The sequence below is a fragment of the Flavitalea plasmicola genome (assembly GCF_030546645.1).
Taxonomy (GTDB): domain Bacteria; phylum Bacteroidota; class Bacteroidia; order Chitinophagales; family Chitinophagaceae; genus Puia.
In genome coordinates this window covers 836,425-853,718 of sequence record NZ_JAUOTO010000004.1, presented here as the reverse complement: position 1 = coordinate 853,718, position 17,294 = coordinate 836,425, and the positions used below count along the sequence as shown (strand labels likewise).

Genomic DNA, 17,294 nt, shown 5'->3' with positions numbered 1-17,294 from the left:
GATTGTCTAAAAATCTTAAAATTGAATCTTACCCAGCTTGTATGATATATACACCGGGACCGCCCCAAATAATTATGGGATGGCGGTCTCGCATTACTAAACCCTACGTTTCTTGGGAGGACGGCAGCCATTGTGCGGCAGAGGCGTCACATCCTTGATCATCACTACCTCGATGCCATTGTTGGACAAGGCGCGGATGGCGCTTTCACGACCAGACCCGGGTCCTTTCACGAAAACGTCCACTTTCTTCAGACCGGCGTCCAATGCTGTCTTGGCGGCATCGGAAGATGCCATCTGAGCGGCATACGGCGTATTCTTCTTGGAGCCTTTGAAGCCCATTTTACCGGCGCTGCTCCAGGAGATCACCTGTCCGTTCTTGTTGGTAATGCTGATGATTATGTTGTTGAAGCTGGCGCTGATATGTGCATCGCCATAAACGTCAACTTTTACGATCCTTTTCTTCGCAGCGGCCTTTGCGCTGGGTGCTTGTGCTTTTGCCATGTTGATCTGATGATAGGTAATCTTTAATTTTTAAAATCAGCGCCTTTGTAAGCCGCAAGCTTCAAGCCTCAAGCTACAAGTCAGGGTCTGTATAAATATTCCACTTGTAGCTTGCAGCTAATAACTTGTAGCTGCTCTGGTCGCCCGGACCTACTCTCCTCCTGCACCGGGTATCCGCAGCAGGTCCGACTAATGGTGCAATATAAAAAAGCGTCAAGCTACAAGCTTCAAGCCACAAGTTGGACATCTAAGTATATCCCGGCTTGTAGCTTGCAGCTCATAGCTTGTAGCTATTTCTTGGCTACTTTCTTCTTACCGGCCACCGTCTTACGTTTGCCCTTACGGGTACGGCTGTTGGTCCTGGTACGCTGACCACGAACGGGAAGACCTTTACGATGACGCAATCCACGGTAGCAGGCGATATCCAGCAAACGCTTGATATTCATCTGAACTTCCGAACGAAGGGCACCTTCGACCTTGAACTCGTTGGTGATGGTATTACGGATGGCATTCAGCTCATCATCATTCCACTCATGTACTTTCTTATCCAGGCTGATCCCGGCCTTAGTAAGAATGTACTGGGCAGTGCTGCGGCCAATACCGAAAATATAGGTAAGTCCGATCTCCCCTCTTTTGTTTTTTGGTAAGTCTACACCGGCAATACGAGCCATATACTATCTATTTCTGTTTTAAATTTAAATTAACCTTGTCTTTGCTTAAAACGAGGATTTTTCTTGTTGATGACATACAGCTTCCCCTTCCTCCTCACGATCTTGCAATCGGCGCTGCGCTTCTTAATGGATGCACGAACTTTCATGTTAATTTATTTATACCTGAAAATAATTCTACCTCTTGTCAAATCATAAGGGCTCATCTCCACTCCCACCTTGTCACCCGGCAGAATGCGGATATAGTTCATTCTCATTTTCCCAGAGATGGTGGCCAGAATTTCATGCCCATTCTCCAGCTTCACCTTGAACATAGCATTGGATAGGGCTTCTATGATCGTACCATCTTGTTTAATGAGTGCTTGTTTAGCCATACAGATTTTGGGAGCGCAAAGATAGGAATAATTTTGTTTGTGTCAAAAAATTGCAAAAAACATAATTTTTTGACGCAAAACTCTCTTTTTCAATACTCGGCCGGCGGCCTCATATATGAATCGTTTTGATATAAAAATGTATAAATCCCTGAAACACCGACTTTTAAGAGGTCTGGATCCCTTGGGAGCGAACCAATTCCACCTTCGTCATCTGGCGGTAATGATTCTGTAACTCATGAACATAAAGCGGCTGGGTGATATGTCGGCGGTCTTCTCTGTACCACATTTCGAAGTGAGAGAAATCATTTTCATGCGCCAACACAATGCGGAAAGGCCCCCTTTTATACTTTACTCCGTTCCCGTACACTTCCTTTTCAAAGCCCAACTGCATTAACTGGTTGTCATCCAATGAAATAGGGAACAGCTGATCCGGGGTATACCAAAAGTCCTGCACACTGGTCTGCACACAGGCCATTCTATCCGCCCCATTCAATTCAATGACCTCACCCTCTGAACGCTGTCCTTCGAATTCGGCCAGCACATAGTCTCCGACTTTAAGTTCATGAAATCTGATCATACGGCAAACGTTTTTTAGTTAGTATCGAATTTACACTTTTTGGAACGAAAAGCCAAGGACTTTTAATCCACGAGCTCCAATCCCTCCAAGTGTCTGTTAATGAAAAGGATCTCTTCGGGCGATAGCTTTACATCGATGGCTCTGGCGTTCTGCACCGCCTGTGTCGCATCCCTCGCCCCCACCAGCGCGATCGTAATGCCCGGCCTTTCCAGCGTCCACCGGATCACCAGCTGCGCCAGCGAAGCCGACCTGGCTTCCGCCATGGACCGCAACTGATCCAGGAAAGCATTGATACGCATCACATTCTCAGGCTTGTAGAATTTGCTCCCCGCCCGGGTGTCCCCTTCCCCAAATAAATGCCCCGGCCGGATCTTGCCCGTCAGCAGTCCACGCTGTAAGGGACTGTAGGCCAGTATCGCCTTCTTATTCCGGATACACCAGGGCACCAGGTCCTTCTCGATCCCCCGGTTCACCATGCTGAAAGGCACCTGGTCGGAAGCGAGGCTCAGGGTCTTTTCCGCCCTTTCCATCAGCTCCACATTATAGTTGCTGACACCCGCCGCCCTGATCTTCCCCTGCTTCAGCAGCTGCCCCACAGCCTCCATCGTCTCCTCAACTGGCGTGGTACTATCCGGCCAGTGTATCTGGTACAGGTCGATATGATCCGTCCGCAGCCGCCTGAGGCTATCTTCACACTCTTTTACGATGCTGTCCTTGCCTGCATATTTATACACCTCCAATGGCCTTCCGTCATTGTCCTGGCTGCGAAAACCAAACTCCCCCTTTTTCTCATCCCAGCGCATGCCATACTTCGTCATGATCTGCACCTTATCCCGGGGAATGCCTGTCAAAGCTTCCCCCACGATCTCCTCGCTAAGTCCCTGCCCATAAATAGGCGCAGTGTCGATGGAAGTCACTCCCTGATCATAAGACGCACGAATAGCGTCCACAGCATCCTTCCTTTCCGCGCCACCCCACATCCAGCCGCCAATGGCCCAGGCGCCGAACGTAATAGCAGAGGCTGAAAGGCCCGATTCACCTAATTGCCTGTATTCCATAGTTCATCCTTTTACGATAAAGATAAGGAATGGGCCCAGGCATGGGAATCACTTACATTATAATGAGTGAACTTTAACGCCACCCGAGTAGGTAGCCTCGACTTTCGTCTGCAACACCTCTTCCTGTGGGATCTTCATAAGATCCTTATCCAGGATGATAAAATCAGCTTTTTTGCCGGCTTCCAGGCTGCCGACCTCCTTTTCCAGACAATCCGCACGTGCCGCCCAAAGGGTCATGCCCCGGATAGCCTCCTCCCGGCTCAGGGCATTTTCGGGCTGAAATCCACCCGCCGGCCAGCCCCGGGCATCCACCCGAAAAACGGCGGCCAGGAAGGTCTTAAAAGGGCTGATATCCTCCACAGGGAAATCCGTCCCCAGGGGGATCCATCCATTCTGAGCAAGCAGCTGTTTCAAGGCATAGCCGCCTTTCAACCGCGGGCCCCCCAGCCTTTCACCCGCCCAGTACATGTCGCTGGTGGCATGGGTAGGCTGTACGGAAGGGATGATGGATGCTTTTCCAAACAGGTCGAAGTCCCTTTCATTGATCACCTGGGCATGCTCGATCCTCCACCGCTTGTCGTTCTTCCCGGACAGGTATTTGTTGTAAACGGTCAGTATCAACCTGTTGGCCGAATCGCCAATGGCATGGGTACACAGTTGAAAATCCGTTCCCGCCACCTCACGCGCCAGCGAATCATAGTGCGCCGGATCGTTCAGCAAAAAGCCACGCCATCCCGGTCTGTCATCATAAGGCTGCAGCAGGCAGGCGCCGCGGCTGCCCAAAGCTCCGTCTGCATAAGCCTTTACGCCTTTTACATATATCCGGTCGGTCTTATACGGCCCCTTAGGCAAATAGTACTCCAGGTTTTCCCTTGTGTCGCTCAACATAACGTAGATCCGCATATGCAATTTCCCGGCCCGCTGTAAAGAATCGATGCCTTCGATCTCCCGCCGGCTCAGCCCGCAATCCGTCACCGTGGTGAGGCCCTGCGCAAAGCAATTCTTTTCAGCCGCCAGCAGCCGCTCCGTAAAGTCTGCGGACGACAGGGGCGGGATCTGCTGCCACACCAGCCCCTGGGCATTGTCGATCAGTATCCCGGTGAGCCGGCCATTCTTGGTCTCCACCGTACCGCCTGTCAATTGTCGGCCTGGTTTGACGCCTGCCAGCTCCAGGGCCTTCGCATTGGCGATCGCGGCATGCCCGTCCACCCTTTCCAGCATGACAGGGATGTTTGCAAATACCGCATTCAGCCTTGTATTGTCGGGGAATGCTTTTCCGGGGAACTTATTCTGGTCCCAGCCACGCCCCGTGATCCAGGCCAGGTTAGGATGGCTGGCGGCAAACTTTTGCACCCGCTGCACCACTTCTTCCATGCTGGCGCTGCCAAAAAGATTGACGGCAAATAAGCTCTGGCCATAGCCTGCAAAATGCGCATGGGCGTCGATAAGACCGGGATATATGGCCTTGCCCCCCGCATCCACCACCTCCCGCGCTTGATAAGCATCGAGTATGTCCTTGTCCTTTCCTGCCGCCAGGATCTTTCCATCTTTCACGGCAAAGGCTTCCATTTTGCTGAAAACGCTGTCCATAGTATAGACAAGCCCATGATGGACAATGAGGTCGGCGGACTGCCGGGAATGGCAGGCTGCCATAAGGATAAGGAACAGGATAGATGAGACGGTCGTCCTGAAAGTCATAGTATAATGTTTAGTATCGTAATGTAGTAATTACTCCGCCCAACTCATCGTATAACCTGGATTTTCTATCTCCAGCGCATCCACCGTCAACATCAACGGATGAAATGTATCCACCATAACAGCCAGCTCCTTCGTCTCCCTGGCGCCTATGCTCCGTTCCACTGCCCCGGGATGCGGCCCATGAGGAATACCACTGGGGTGAAGGGTGATCATCCCCTTCGTGACATTTTTCCGGCTCATGAAATCACCGTCCACATAATACAGCACCTCATCACTGTCGATATTGCTGTGATTGTAGGGCGCCGGTATCGATTGGGGATGATAATCAAACAGGCGGGGACAAAATGAGCACACCACGAAGTTATTTCCCTCGAATGTCTGGTGCACGGGAGGCGGCTGATGGACACGACCGGTGATGGGCTCGAAATCATGTATGCTGAATGCAAATGGATAGCAACAGCCATCCCACCCCACCACATCGAAAGGATGGTGACCGTAGTGAATGCCATAGACACGTCCTTTCTTTTTTGTACGGATAATAAAATCCCCTTTTACATTATGGGTCTCCAGGCCATGCGGAGGCCGGATATCACGCTCACAATAGGGAGAATGCTCCAGCAGCTGGCCATAACGGCTTAAATATTTTTTGGGATAACGGATGGGACTGAAAGACTCGAGAATGAACAGCCTGTTATCCGTATCATTGAAGCTTATCTGGTAAATAGTCCCCCTGGGAATTACCAGGTAGTCCCCATAATCGAAAGTAAGGTCGCCATACATGGTCTTCAGCATCCCGCTGCCTTTATGCACAAAGATCATCTCGTCCGCGTCCGCGTTCTTGTAGAAATAGCCTTTCATGCTCTCCTGGGGGGCTGCCAGCACGATGTGACAGTCGTTGTTCACCAGGACAGGCCTGCGGCTTTGGAGAAAATCCTTCTCCGGACGGATACTGAACCCTTCAAAGCTGCGATGCTTCAGCATTTTCTCTTCGGCGATCCGGGGCACGGCGTCATACGGTTCGTCGACGTGGATGATCTCGGTGGGAGGATGACAATGATACATAAGGGAATAATCATTGGAAAAACCTTCGGTGGAAAACAGCTGCTCGGCATACAGTGCGCCATTAGGTTGACGGAATTGCGTATGGCGTTTATGGGGGATCGATCCCAATTGATGATAATGCGGCATAAAATAATTTTGAAATGAGGAAATAGATGGTGCGATCGGCTGCTGATTTCACCTCCCCATCTCCAACGCCACCATCAGGAAATAGTATTTCCAGCTGCGCTTGTCTATCCAGTAAGTAAAATTGCGGAAGAATGGCATAGGCTTCTCGTTGGCCCAAAGGTAATAAATCTTAATTTACACGCGGAAATCAATAGCATTTGATACTTATGCTGCGCATCGGCCTCCTATCGGACACCCACCATTTTCTGGACGACAACGTCTTCCGCCATTTCGAAACATGCGATGAAATATGGCATGCCGGCGATTTCGGCAACGCTCAGCTGGCCCAACGACTGTCAGCCTTCAAACCCCTGCGGGGCGTCTATGGCAACATCGACGGACAGGATATCAGGAGTCTCTATCCGGAAAAGCTCCGGTGGACTTCCGAAGAAGTGAAGGTCTATATGATACACATCGGCGGTTATCCCCCCCGCTATAACCCTGCGCTGAAAAAAGAGCTGACCGCTGACCCTCCGGGGCTTTTCATCTGCGGCCACTCCCATATCCTGAAGATCATGTATGACGATAAGCTCCAATGCCTGCACATGAACCCTGGCGCCGCCGGCAATCAGGGATGGCATAAGGTGCGGACGCTTGTCCGCTTCACCATCGATGGAAAAAATATGCGGGATTGTGAGGTCATAGAACTGGGACGGCGGGGCTAGAGATATTCCATGATCTTGCTGCGCAGCTCGTTCGGCTTGAAAGGCTTGCTGACAAAATCGTTCATCCCGCAGGCCAGGATATCCTGCTGTATCTCATTTTTAGGAGAGGCCGTGACGGCTATGATAGGAATATCCTTAAAATGCTTGCGGATCTTCTTCGTACAGGCGAAACCATCCAGCTGCGGCATCTGCACGTCCATGAGGATCAGGTCATACTTCTTGCGGCTGACGAATTCAATCGCCTGCCAGCCATCTGCTACCACATCAATTTCCGCGCCCCAGCCTGTGATAAACCGGCGGGCAATATTTGCATTGAACGTATTGTCTTCCGCCAGTAGGATGAGTTTGTTCCTGAACTGCTCGTTGCCCTTTCCCGTGGGTTTCTGCGCGGGAGTCTCCGCCTCGACGACGCTGGCACGTTGCAGGACAATGCTGAAACGAAAATCAGATCCTTTCCCTACCTCGCTTTCTACATGGATAACGCTGCCCATCAGTTCCACCAGCTTTGCCGATATGGAAAGCCCCAGGCCCGTACCTCCGTATAGCCGGGTGGTATTGCTGTCCGCCTGGGTAAACTGCTCGAAGACCTTACCCTGCTTATCTATGGGAATGCCGATGCCCGTATCCACGACGGAGAACTTCGTGTCATAGTCTCCACCCTTTTCCTCCACCAGGGATATTTTCAATTTTACAGAACCCTCCTTCGTGAATTTAATGGCATTGCTGATCAGGTTGTTCAACACCTGTGAAAGTCTGAAATTGTCCCCCTTGACCATGAAGGGCATCTTCTCGTCGTATTCCACGTCAAAGACGATGTTTTTTTCCTTTGCCTTATACGTAAATGACTGGTAAAGGCTCTGCGTAAGCTCCCGCAGGTTGAAATCAATGGCCGATAGCTCGATCTTCCCTGAGTCCAGCTTCGTGAAATCCAGTATATCATTGATAATGTGCAGCAAACTCTCCCCGGAGAATTGTAGGGTGCGCAGGTCTTCCTGCTGATCTTCACGCGGTTGGCTTTGCAGCATCAGATGCGTGATGCCGATGACGGCATTCAGCGGTGTCCGGAGCTCATGGCTCATGACGCTGAGGAATTGCGACTTGGCCTTGGCGGCCTGCTCCGCCTTCTCTTTCATTTGAACCAGCTCCTCCTCCCGCTGACGACGTAAAGAAATATCCCTGATAAAAACACTGTAATAGAACTCGTTCTCATCACGGATACCCGTGATGGTTAGCTCAATGGGAAATTCCTCTTTGTTCTTCCTGATCGCCGTAAGCTCTATCCGCTGATTGACAAAAGAATCGTTGTTCTCGCCCGCAAACCCCTTGAAGCCATTCCAGGTGGAATATTGATATGCCAGGGGGATGATGGTCTCCATCAACGTACGGCCCTTCACCTCGCTTTCAATATATCCGAAGATCTCGGTCGCCGCCTTGTTCCAGTGTATGATATGGCCCGCCCCCCCTATCAGCACAATGGCGTCCAGCGCCGAAGAGATCACGCCGCTGAGCATGATCTCGTTCTTCCGCAGCAACTTTTGCGTCTGCTCATTCTCTTTTATCTTCTGGTCCAACGCAATGTTGAGCTGCTCTGACTCCGCCAGCTTTTCCAGGAACACCTGCTCGATCTGCGCCTGCGTGAATATACCCAGGTGCTCTCTATCGACTATCTCCTTCGGTATCAGCGTAAGCATATAGGGAAAAGACTCCAGCTCTTTATAAGAACTGGAAAAAGCTTCATAGGTCTTTTCAAAGATCTTTCCCGCCAACGCCTCGCCATAATTGCCTCCGACGAACTGGAAGACCTCAAAGCTGAGGAACTGCAGCTTTCTAAAGATCTCCACTTCACGGATCTTCTCCTGCATCGTGGTCAGCTCGTTCAGCTTCTTTTCCACATAACCTTCCCCGGCGCGGCCAAATTTGTCGCCGACAGCCAGAAGAAAAGAACGCAGGAACTCGATGGCCAGGGTATTCTTCTGCTCAGTTTCCGATACGAATAGAATATTGAAGATCGCCTCCTGCAAAATGGCGGGGAAACGCTGGCGGATGCTTTCACGCAGCGTCCCCCGGTTGAACCGTTCCGACTCGAATGTCGTGAGGTATTTCTCGAAAAGAAGATAGATATTGAAGACCTCTCCCACTTTTTTCCCTGAAACCTTCAGCCCCAGCTGGATCAGTTGGGGAGCGCTGGCAGATGCAGGGATACAGGATATAAGATACCCGAACAGCATCTTATACAAATGCGAACGCCCATCCTGGCTGTGCCGGATGGCCTTCTTCTTTTTTGTTTTCAGGAAGTTTTTCAGCATGGACGAAACAGACTAAGCCCTATGCGCCTTTACTCGCCCTATAGATCGAGTAGAAACCTAATCCAGACAAACCCCAGGTGACGATCAATGCGATAAACCAGGCGATCGATCCGCTCAGCTGCCCAAGGACCGTCTTAAACAGGTTGAACCCGTAATAATGCTCTATCTGCATATGAAGATGACCGACAGCCATCACCAGGAAGCCCCAGGCCATAAAAGTCATGCCCTTTCCAAATTTGCCTCCCCGCAGGGCATAGGCTGTCATAAAAGCAAAGAACACGGAAATAAAAAGGAAAGGCAGCTCCATTACGCCGAACCAATAGCCCATGCTGGAAGAATGGTTGTCAGGCGCAGATACATTTGCCTGTAAAAGATTGCATTGTGACTGGCTGAAAACAGGTGGGCTGTATACAATAACAAAAGCGATCAACAGGAGGGATAGGGGTCTAATTTTTTTCATAACAAACTGGATTTTGAAACAATAATTGCAGGTATTTCTCGTATGGATATGGACCTGAACGCGTTTTTGAATGTATGTATGTGTTTTTCATACATATATACTCTTAACGTCTTCAAAATAAAAAAATTGTTACCTGATGAAACCGAGCACAATATTTTCTTTCCACGAAAGCCTGAATGCCGCATTCCTGGAGGAATTGTTCGAAGGTGATACTATCTACGCAGAGACGGTGTTCGAAGACTTCTTACGGGACCTGCCGGCTTATTGGGAAAAAGTGCAGTCATCTTACCAGCAAAAGAACATGTCGCTGCTGGGGACGAATATCCACACCTGCAAGACTTTGTTCGGCTACGTAGGCTTCACCGACCTGCAGGAACTTTGCCAGGAATTCGAGAATAAATGCGCGCTGAATACGGCGGAAGCGCTGCAGGCTGATTACGGCATGCTGACCAGGAAAAAGCAGGAGGCGCAGCAGATCATCGAAAATGAATATAGCAGGCTAAAAAGGTTCAACGAAGGACAGGTTTAGCCCCCTGCCCAAATCCCAATGTACCAATGAAGACCTCTTGCATAATAGTTGAAGACATCCAGATCGCAGCCGACTTTCTCAAGAAATTCTGTGAGAAAAGCGGTCTTGTCGACGTAAAAGGACATTTCCTCAATGTGGCCGATGCACTGGAATTCCTCGACCAGGAGAAGCCCGACCTCATCTTCCTGGACGTAGAGATGCCAGGCGCCAATGGGTTCCAGCTCCTGGACAGCCTAACCTACTCTCCTAAGATCATACTCACCACCTCCAAGACCGAATACGCATTCGATGCCTTCCAATACAATGTCAATGACTATCTGAAAAAACCTTTTACCTACAAACGCTTCCTGGAATCCGTCCAAAAGGTCCAGGCCCAGCCGGTGACATCACCCGCCACGACCACCACCGCGCCGTCCGCCGACATGGATTTCCTCTTTATAAAATCCGATGATAAGCTGGTAAGGCTAAAAAAGGACGATATCCTGTTTATGGAAAGCATGCGGGATTATGTGAAGTTCGTCACGCCGGGTAAAACCTATATCACGTACAGCACCCTGAAAAGCATGGAAGAAAAGCTGGCAGGACCATCATTCATAAAAGTGCATAGGTCCTATATAATCAATATCAACAAGATCGATGATATAAGAGGCAATACGATATACGTACAAGGGAACGCCATTCCTGTAGGAAAAGGGCATAAAGAGGATCTGGCCGCCAGGCTGAATATCCTATAAATTCCCGGTCGCTTTACGTTCATCGGGCAAATCTTTCTTTCGTCGGGCAGAACTGAATATTGGTCGAAAAAAGTCTTTACGTCTCCGCGGATTTTACATCTTTGTATCAGCAAACAAAACGATCCCAGATCCAGAAAAACCGAACCAAGATCCAAAGACCGAAGAAAACCCAAACCCAGATCCAGATCCGAAAAAACCAAAAGATCCAAAGTTCCGAAAAACCCGATCCAGATCCAGAAAAAACCAACGACGTCCAAAGATCCGAAAACCATCCAGATCCAGATCCGAAAAACCAAACGATCCGAATCGCTATTCGAAAAACCGGCATTTGTTATCCGACAACCAAAAAGAATGTAGTAGTGCAATCCAATCATCCGAAAGAACAACCTGCCTGGGCAAATCCTGGAATAGTTAAATCCGTCCGAATGATGACTTTATGATCGCTTGAATTAGCCTGAAGATCGTTGGCCCTGACAAAAAATTGCCGCCGCGGGTACTCCCCGCGGCGGCTTCATTTATTAGAACCAGGGCCGCGCAATCCCCTCCCTGAAAGGCCAGGGTATCGACACCAGGATGATCACCAGCGCCACAAGGAAAAACCAGAATGTCTTCTTTTGTTTTACCGTATCCGGAATGCTTTTCTTGGAAACGCCCCGCCCAATGGTGATCAGCACAATGGCAATGAGCATCGCCACTATATGCTCCACCCCGTAAAAACGGGCCGTATGATCCTTCATAGCCGCCCCCATCCCCATATTGCTGAGATTCTTTATCCCCCAGGGACCAAAGATCCACTGGTACAACCCTACCAGCAGCTCCGTATGCGCCGCGATCATCAGGAAGAGGCCCGTCTTCTTCTGGCCTGCGCTAAATGGCTTTTTACCCGTCATGCCCGATAAACTCATAAGAATAGCTATGACCAGCAGCAACAAAATGATCCATCGCAGAAAGCTGTGTAAATGCAAAAGTCCGGTGTACATGCAATTAGATTTTTTTAGATTTTGGAAACGGGCCCAAAGCTACAACGCGATGACCGGATGGGAAAAATTTCCGGGACCGGGGAGGAATTAATAGCAGTATAAACCCCTTAAGATTGACTACCAACATCTTACACCGCGATTATTCACTTCACCGGCACATTCACGGCGGTACGGCAAACATCTCATCCACCTTCAGCAAAGCCGTCACTACTCCTGATATAAAGATCCAACAATGCGTTGCCGCTGACGAACAGCACAGTGAAGATGAACGACGTCGGCACGATCACTGGCATCGGTAATGGTCGTACGCAAACATGTACGGTATTGGAGCAATAAGTGTAAATTTGTTCCATGAACAAATTAAGTCTGCTACTGATCGTCGGCCTGATGGCGGCAGCCTGTAATGGACATGACAGCAATGGAAAGGAGGGGGAATCCACTGTCCTGAAAAAGCCGCCCTACGCTGCCATCACAGACAGCATTCACCAGTCCGGCAACATCGATAAGGCAGGCTTGTATTACAGGAGAGCGGAACTCTTATCCAGGAACAACCTGCACGAACTGGCAGCAGCCGATTTTTTAAAAGCATGGCAGCTCCACCCTGACGAGCCTACGGGACTGCGCTACGCGGCTACCCTCAATATCATCGGCCAGCCTCAAAAAGCCATCCGCCTGCTGCAGGAATGCCGGATAAAATTTCCCGGCAATGCCAATTTCTCCAATATGCTGGGAGATCTCTACCAGCAGGCAGGTCTGACAAAGCAAGCCTTACAGCTCTACAACGATATGTTGCTTGCGGATTCGCTGGACTTCGAAGCCTGGTATGAAAAGGGTCTTTTATTGGAAAGGGCCCAGGATACGGCCTCCGCGCTGGAGGCTCTCCGGAAAGCATATGCGCTGCAGCCTGTCAGGACCTATGCCCTGGAACTGGCCCACCTCTACGCTGAGAACAGGAACAGCGCGGCCATTGAACTATGCGACGCCATTTTACGAAAGGATAGCACCCACGAGCTGATAGACCCCCTGTTTATCAAAGGCATTTATTATTCCAATACAGGACAATACAAACAGGCCATCGCCCAGTTTGATTCCTGCATCCGTCGCGACTGGAAATTTACGGACGCCCATCTTGAAAAAGGCATCGTACTCTTTCATGAGAAAAAATATACAGAGGCCGGCGAAGCATTCCAGATGACCGTGAAGGTCTCCAATACTTTCCCCGACGGGTATTTTTGGCTCGGACGATGCTTCGAAGCCACCGGGCACAAAGATGACGCCATCTTATACTATCAGCAGGCGCTGGCGCTGGACAAAGACTTTACAGAAGCCCGCGAAGGAATAAAACGTCTTAAATAGAACGCCTTAAATAAAAAAAACATGGCGATAATAGCACCTTCCTTACTAGCCTCCAATTTTCTCCGTCTGGAAGAAGAATGTAAAATGCTGAATGAAAGCCAGGCCGACTGGTTTCACCTGGACGTAATGGATGGGCGGTTTGTGCCCAATATCAGCTTTGGCCTTCCGGTGATCGAACAGATCCGCAAGGCAACGACCAAGGTCTGTGACGTTCACCTGATGATTGAAGAGCCGGAGAAATTCACCGAAGCCTTTAGGAAAGCAGGGGCCGACCGGCTCACCGTCCACCTGGAAGCCTGCCGTCATCTGCACCGGAATATCCAGCAGATAAAACAGCTGGGCATGCAGGCCGCCGTAGCCCTGAACCCTCATTCCCCGGTGGAGCTGCTGAACGATATCCTCCAGGACCTGGACATGGTGCTGATCATGAGTGTCAATCCGGGCTTTGGCGGCCAGTCATTCATACCGCACACTTTCCAAAAGATCCGCAATCTTAAAAAAATGATCCACGAAAGAGGATTGCCTACGCTGATCCAGATCGATGGCGGCGTAACAACGGAAAACGCGGGGTCTATACTGCGGGCTGGCGCCGACGTCCTGGTAGCCGGCAGCAATGTCTTCCGTTCAGCCGATCCGAAAGCAACGATAAAAGCGCTGAAGAACGCTGTGTGACATTAAAATTTATTGGTCAGCTGCTGCAATACTTCCCCGGTTTGTTTCACCCAACTGGTAGGATGCTGTGGCCATTTCAGCTCATGCTTCCCTAATTCGCCGGCAATGATATCATAAGCCGTGTAAGCCTGGTCCTCGGAATAAAAGCAGGCCTGCCATTTTTTATCCAACCCCGACCTCGATTGCATCCCAATCCCTCCATTATACCACTCGAAACACGAAGGCAGCCCGCTGAAAGAGATCTCGGTCTCCTGCCTGTTGTGATTATCCATGAAAAAAAGCGCATACCAGTGCACGCAAGCCTTTATCCTGTGTCGCAGCTGCTCACGCGTTTCTTTGGCTGCCGGCCTGACCATCCATTTGACATTGGAAGGGTAATACGGGTCCTCCTCCACATGTTTATGTACGATGGCATCCGACTTGAGTCGGACAAGTGCCAGGTCACCCCCCCTGTGCCAGGCAAGCTCCATTTGCCTGAGGGCCCTCTGCCGCACAATAAAAAGGTCGGCAGAGCCGTCTTTCCAGAGAAGGCTCATCTCGCCGTTCTCCTTGTCCAGGTTCCATGTCCCGATCTTCAATCCGCAGCGGGGGTTCAGGAGGGCGGAATGATCGCGGAAAAGAGCTAACTCGGGATACTGCCGGGTATCAGTGACAGTGTCCCAGAATATCTTGTTCCAATGGGTCTTGTCGGCATCATCGAATTTCCACACCTGGCTGATGGCATCCTCCAGCGAAAGGGTCTGGAACGTCTTCAGCGCCATCATGGAAGTGTCCAGGGCGATCGTCGCTGACATGACAGCTGATTTGTCGGAAGTGACGGTGTCCATCGTCACAGTTGGGATGGGGTGAGAGCCCGTGTTCCGGCAGGATCCCGCTACCGCCAGGCAACATAAAAACAACAAGGGTTTGTTCATAGTGCTAAATAAACATAATTTCGGTCATCTTAAACGCTTTTTTCATTGAGAATTGTACTCGCTGTCCTGCTTATCCCTTCCCTGCTGTTTTTCCAGTCCGCACTGGCACAAAAAAGATCGGCCTATATATCGGGGCGGCTGTTGGACGAGAACGAGCATCCCCTGGCTGGAACCTCCGTAATGATCCTGGGCAGACAATCCGGCGTGCTGACCAATGACTCCGGCGCGTTCCGTATAAAAGTACCCGCCGATAAGGCCTTTGCACTGGTATTTACCTATGCAGGCTTTAAGACCGAACAACGCAACTTCCTGCTGAATGAGAACGAGGAGGAAAAGATAGTGGTCCGCCTGGAAAGAGGCGCCCGCCAGCTGCAGGAGGTAGTCATCTCGGACCAGCGTGAGAGCAGGGAATCAGGGCTGGTGAAGATCAATCCCAAGAACGCCATCAATATCCCCGCGCCTATTGGCGGCATAGAAAGCCTGTTAAAGATCTTCGTCGGGTCAAATAATGAGCTTACCTCCCAATATTCCGTGCGGGGCGGCAATTACGACGAAAACCTCATTTACGTGAATGACTTCGAAGTCTTCAGGCCCTACCTGGTCAATAATGCCCAACAGGAAGGACTGAGCTTCATCAACCCGGAAATGACCCGCAGCGTCAGCTTTTACACAGGCGGGTTCCAGGCCAAATATGGCGATAAAATGTCCTCTGCCCTGGACATACAATACAGGAAGCCAACGGCGTTCGGCGGCTCTGTTTACCTTGGCCTGCTGGAGCAAGGCCTCCACCTGGAAGGGACTGGCGCCCATAAAAAATTCACTTACCTCCTGGGCGTACGCAGCCGCACCAACCGTACCCTGCTCAGCAACCAGGAAACAAAAGGTAACTATGCCCCTTCCTCCGCCGATATCCAGGCGCTGCTGACCTACCAGCTGAACAGCAAAAGCCAGCTTGAGCTGATGGGAACCTTTTCACAAACCAAATTCCATCTCATCCCCCAATCCAGCCAGCTGACCTCCTCGGTATTCTCCCCTTTTTATGCATCCAACCTGGGACTCGATATCTATTTTGACGGACAGGAGCAGGACCGCTATCAGACGAATATGCTGGGGCTTTCCCTTACCCAACAGGTGAGAAAGAACCTCCGCCTGAAATGGATGGCCTCCCGGTTTGGCGACAACGAACGGCAATCTTATGATATCACAGGCGCTTACCTGTTCGGAGAACGCGACTTCGATAAAAGCAGCTCCACCTTCGGACTCATCACCAATCCGCTGGGCGCCGGCGTCTACCAGAACTATGCCCGCGACAGGCTGAACATCGCCGTCTGGAATGCCACACATAAAGGCTACCTCACCCTGGACAAACACTTTATTCAATGGGGTGTCAGCGCTGAGCGGCAGATCGTGCACGATCAGCTGAATGAATGGCAATACCAGGACTCCGCAGGCTATGCACTACCGTATGTTCCTGGTCAGCCCTCCGTCAGCAATGCCGCCAAATCGAAGGACGACTTTTCCATCACGCGCCTCACGGGCTTCATACAGGACAATATCCTCTTCAATGACCCCGGCGGCTTTACTATCCAGGGCGGCCTGCGGTACAACTACAATACGCTGAACAAGGAACTGCTGCTATCCCCCCGGCTGGGCCTCTCCTGGAAACCCAGGCACGCACGAAAGGACATCGTGTACAGGGCCGCCCTCGGCATCTACGACCAGCCACCTTTCTTCCGGGAAATGCTCCGGCCCGATGGCTCCCTCAACAAAGACCTGAAAGCACAACGCAGCTGGCAGGTGGTCGCAGGCATCGAAAAGAATTTCAAGCTGGGCTTGCGGCCTTTCAGGTGGACGACAGAAGCCTATTACAAACAGATGTCACGGATAGACCCATACGACATCAATAACGTCCATATCCAATATTTCGGAGAGAATAAGGCCCAAGCCTATGCCGCCGGCATAGAGTCCCGCCTGTTTGGCGAATTGGTAAAAGACGCCGAAAGCTGGGTAAGCATCGGGTTTATGAGAACAAAGGAAAGGATCGACACTTCCTACTACACCTATACGCTGAATGCACAGCAACAGCCAGTGGACAGCATGCGGACCAAAGCTGGTTGGGTAAGACGACCTTCCGATCGCCTCTTCACATTCGGACTGTATATGCAGGACTACCTGGCTACCAACAAAAACCTGAAAGCTTTTCTAAATTTTCTCTACGGCAGCGATCTGCCTTTCAATATCCCCGGCAACCTGCGCTATCGCAACGCCCTGACCATCCCCCCCTATATCCGTATCGATATAGGCTTCAGCGCCCTGCTGCTGGACAGCGAAAAAAGCAATCGCAGGAGCCATAGTCCCTTCCGCAATTTCGAAAATATCTGGGCCACCCTGGAAGTTTTCAACCTCATCGACAGGGCCAATACCATCTCCTATATGCTGATTAAGGATTTCTCCAACACCACCTATGCAATGCCCAACCGCCTTACCCCCAGAATGCTCAACCTGAAACTGGTCGGACGGTTTTGACCTCTCGCCAACTACGTGTTTTCCGCAGTTTCGCATCGTAGTAATACGC

Annotated in this window: 19 protein-coding genes; 7 read left to right on the top strand and 12 right to left on the bottom strand. The window is 50.7% G+C overall.

Going from position 1 to position 17,294, the window contains the following annotated elements; all coding sequences use genetic code 11:
* Window positions 1-96: 96 nt before the first annotated feature.
* The 8 genes from rpsK to Q4E93_RS17655 all read right to left on the bottom strand — a co-directional run bounded on the left by rpsK (window position 97) and on the right by Q4E93_RS17655 (window position 6,088).
* Window positions 97-501, bottom strand: a complete 405-nt coding sequence (gene rpsK / locus Q4E93_RS17690) for a 30S ribosomal protein S11 (RefSeq protein ID WP_303587450.1) — start codon at window positions 499-501, stop codon at window positions 97-99.
* 290 nt (window positions 502-791) lie between these two features.
* The gene (gene rpsM / locus Q4E93_RS17685) at window positions 792-1,172 is read right to left on the bottom strand and encodes a 30S ribosomal protein S13 (protein WP_303587449.1); all 381 of its coding nucleotides are present in this window, start codon (window positions 1,170-1,172) and stop codon (window positions 792-794) included.
* A gap of 29 nt (window positions 1,173-1,201) precedes the next feature.
* Window positions 1,202-1,318, bottom strand: coding sequence for a type B 50S ribosomal protein L36 (ykgO, locus tag Q4E93_RS17680; RefSeq protein ID WP_038084689.1), 117 nt, complete (start codon window positions 1,316-1,318; stop codon window positions 1,202-1,204).
* 6 nt (window positions 1,319-1,324) lie between these two features.
* A complete protein-coding gene (infA, locus tag Q4E93_RS17675; protein ID WP_303587446.1) occupies window positions 1,325-1,543 on the bottom strand; it encodes a translation initiation factor IF-1 in 219 nt (72 codons plus the stop codon).
* 163 nt (window positions 1,544-1,706) lie between these two features.
* Entirely contained in the window at window positions 1,707-2,120 is a 414-nt protein-coding gene (locus tag Q4E93_RS17670; protein ID WP_303587442.1) for a hypothetical protein, read from the bottom strand.
* A 62-nt stretch (window positions 2,121-2,182) separates the two neighbouring features.
* Window positions 2,183-3,178: an aldo/keto reductase gene (locus Q4E93_RS17665; protein WP_303587440.1), complete on the bottom strand. Its 996-nt coding sequence runs from the start codon at window positions 3,176-3,178 to the stop codon at window positions 2,183-2,185.
* Between the two features lie 57 nt (window positions 3,179-3,235).
* Window positions 3,236-4,876 carry an amidohydrolase gene (locus tag Q4E93_RS17660; RefSeq protein ID WP_303587438.1) on the bottom strand — a complete coding sequence of 547 codons (1,641 nt, stop codon included), beginning with the start codon at window positions 4,874-4,876 and terminating at the stop codon, window positions 3,236-3,238.
* Window positions 4,877-4,906: 30 nt separating this feature from the next.
* On the bottom strand, window positions 4,907-6,088 hold the full coding sequence (locus Q4E93_RS17655; protein WP_303587641.1) for a homogentisate 1,2-dioxygenase: 1,182 nt from the start codon (window positions 6,086-6,088) through the stop codon (window positions 4,907-4,909).
* A 182-nt stretch (window positions 6,089-6,270) separates the two neighbouring features.
* Here Q4E93_RS17655 and Q4E93_RS17650 point away from each other — a divergent pair, with 182 nt between their 5' ends.
* On the top strand, window positions 6,271-6,768 hold the full coding sequence (locus tag Q4E93_RS17650) for a metallophosphoesterase family protein (protein WP_303587639.1): 498 nt from the start codon (window positions 6,271-6,273) through the stop codon (window positions 6,766-6,768).
* Here the strand turns inward: Q4E93_RS17650 and Q4E93_RS17645 are convergent.
* Window positions 6,765-9,074, bottom strand: a complete 2,310-nt coding sequence (locus Q4E93_RS17645; RefSeq protein ID WP_303587437.1) for a PAS domain-containing hybrid sensor histidine kinase/response regulator — start codon at window positions 9,072-9,074, stop codon at window positions 6,765-6,767. The genes Q4E93_RS17650 and Q4E93_RS17645 overlap by 4 nt on opposite strands.
* Before the next feature lie 19 nt (window positions 9,075-9,093).
* A complete protein-coding gene (locus Q4E93_RS17640) occupies window positions 9,094-9,534 on the bottom strand; it encodes a hypothetical protein (protein ID WP_303587435.1) in 441 nt (146 codons plus the stop codon).
* 136 nt (window positions 9,535-9,670) lie between these two features.
* Here Q4E93_RS17640 and Q4E93_RS17635 point away from each other — a divergent pair, with 136 nt between their 5' ends.
* The gene (locus Q4E93_RS17635; RefSeq protein WP_303587433.1) at window positions 9,671-10,063 is read left to right on the top strand and encodes an Hpt domain-containing protein; all 393 of its coding nucleotides are present in this window, start codon (window positions 9,671-9,673) and stop codon (window positions 10,061-10,063) included.
* A gap of 26 nt (window positions 10,064-10,089) precedes the next feature.
* A complete protein-coding gene (locus Q4E93_RS17630; RefSeq protein ID WP_303587431.1) occupies window positions 10,090-10,797 on the top strand; it encodes a LytR/AlgR family response regulator transcription factor in 708 nt (235 codons plus the stop codon).
* Between the two features lie 518 nt (window positions 10,798-11,315).
* On the opposite strand, the gene Q4E93_RS17625 is transcribed toward Q4E93_RS17630, so the two are convergent.
* Window positions 11,316-11,777, bottom strand: coding sequence for a hypothetical protein (locus tag Q4E93_RS17625; protein WP_303587429.1), 462 nt, complete (start codon window positions 11,775-11,777; stop codon window positions 11,316-11,318).
* A 113-nt stretch (window positions 11,778-11,890) separates the two neighbouring features.
* Between Q4E93_RS17625 and Q4E93_RS17620 the strand changes: the two genes are divergently transcribed.
* Genes Q4E93_RS17620 through rpe form a run of 3 tightly spaced genes read left to right on the top strand, consistent with a single transcriptional unit; the run spans window position 11,891 to window position 13,805 of the window.
* Entirely contained in the window at window positions 11,891-12,076 is a 186-nt protein-coding gene (locus Q4E93_RS17620; RefSeq protein ID WP_303587427.1) for a hypothetical protein, read from the top strand.
* A gap of 52 nt (window positions 12,077-12,128) precedes the next feature.
* Window positions 12,129-13,133 carry a tetratricopeptide repeat protein gene (locus Q4E93_RS17615; protein ID WP_303587425.1) on the top strand — a complete coding sequence of 335 codons (1,005 nt, stop codon included), beginning with the start codon at window positions 12,129-12,131 and terminating at the stop codon, window positions 13,131-13,133.
* A 21-nt stretch (window positions 13,134-13,154) separates the two neighbouring features.
* Complete coding sequence (gene rpe, locus Q4E93_RS17610; protein WP_303587423.1) at window positions 13,155-13,805, top strand: ribulose-phosphate 3-epimerase; 651 nt, start codon at window positions 13,155-13,157, stop codon at window positions 13,803-13,805.
* A 2-nt stretch (window positions 13,806-13,807) separates the two neighbouring features.
* On the opposite strand, the gene Q4E93_RS17605 is transcribed toward rpe, so the two are convergent.
* Entirely contained in the window at window positions 13,808-14,719 is a 912-nt protein-coding gene (locus tag Q4E93_RS17605; protein WP_303587421.1) for a hypothetical protein, read from the bottom strand.
* 45 nt (window positions 14,720-14,764) lie between these two features.
* Here Q4E93_RS17605 and Q4E93_RS17600 point away from each other — a divergent pair, with 45 nt between their 5' ends.
* Window positions 14,765-17,245, top strand: coding sequence for a carboxypeptidase-like regulatory domain-containing protein (locus Q4E93_RS17600; RefSeq protein WP_303587419.1), 2,481 nt, complete (start codon window positions 14,765-14,767; stop codon window positions 17,243-17,245).
* The last annotated feature ends 49 nt before the right edge of the window (window positions 17,246-17,294 follow it).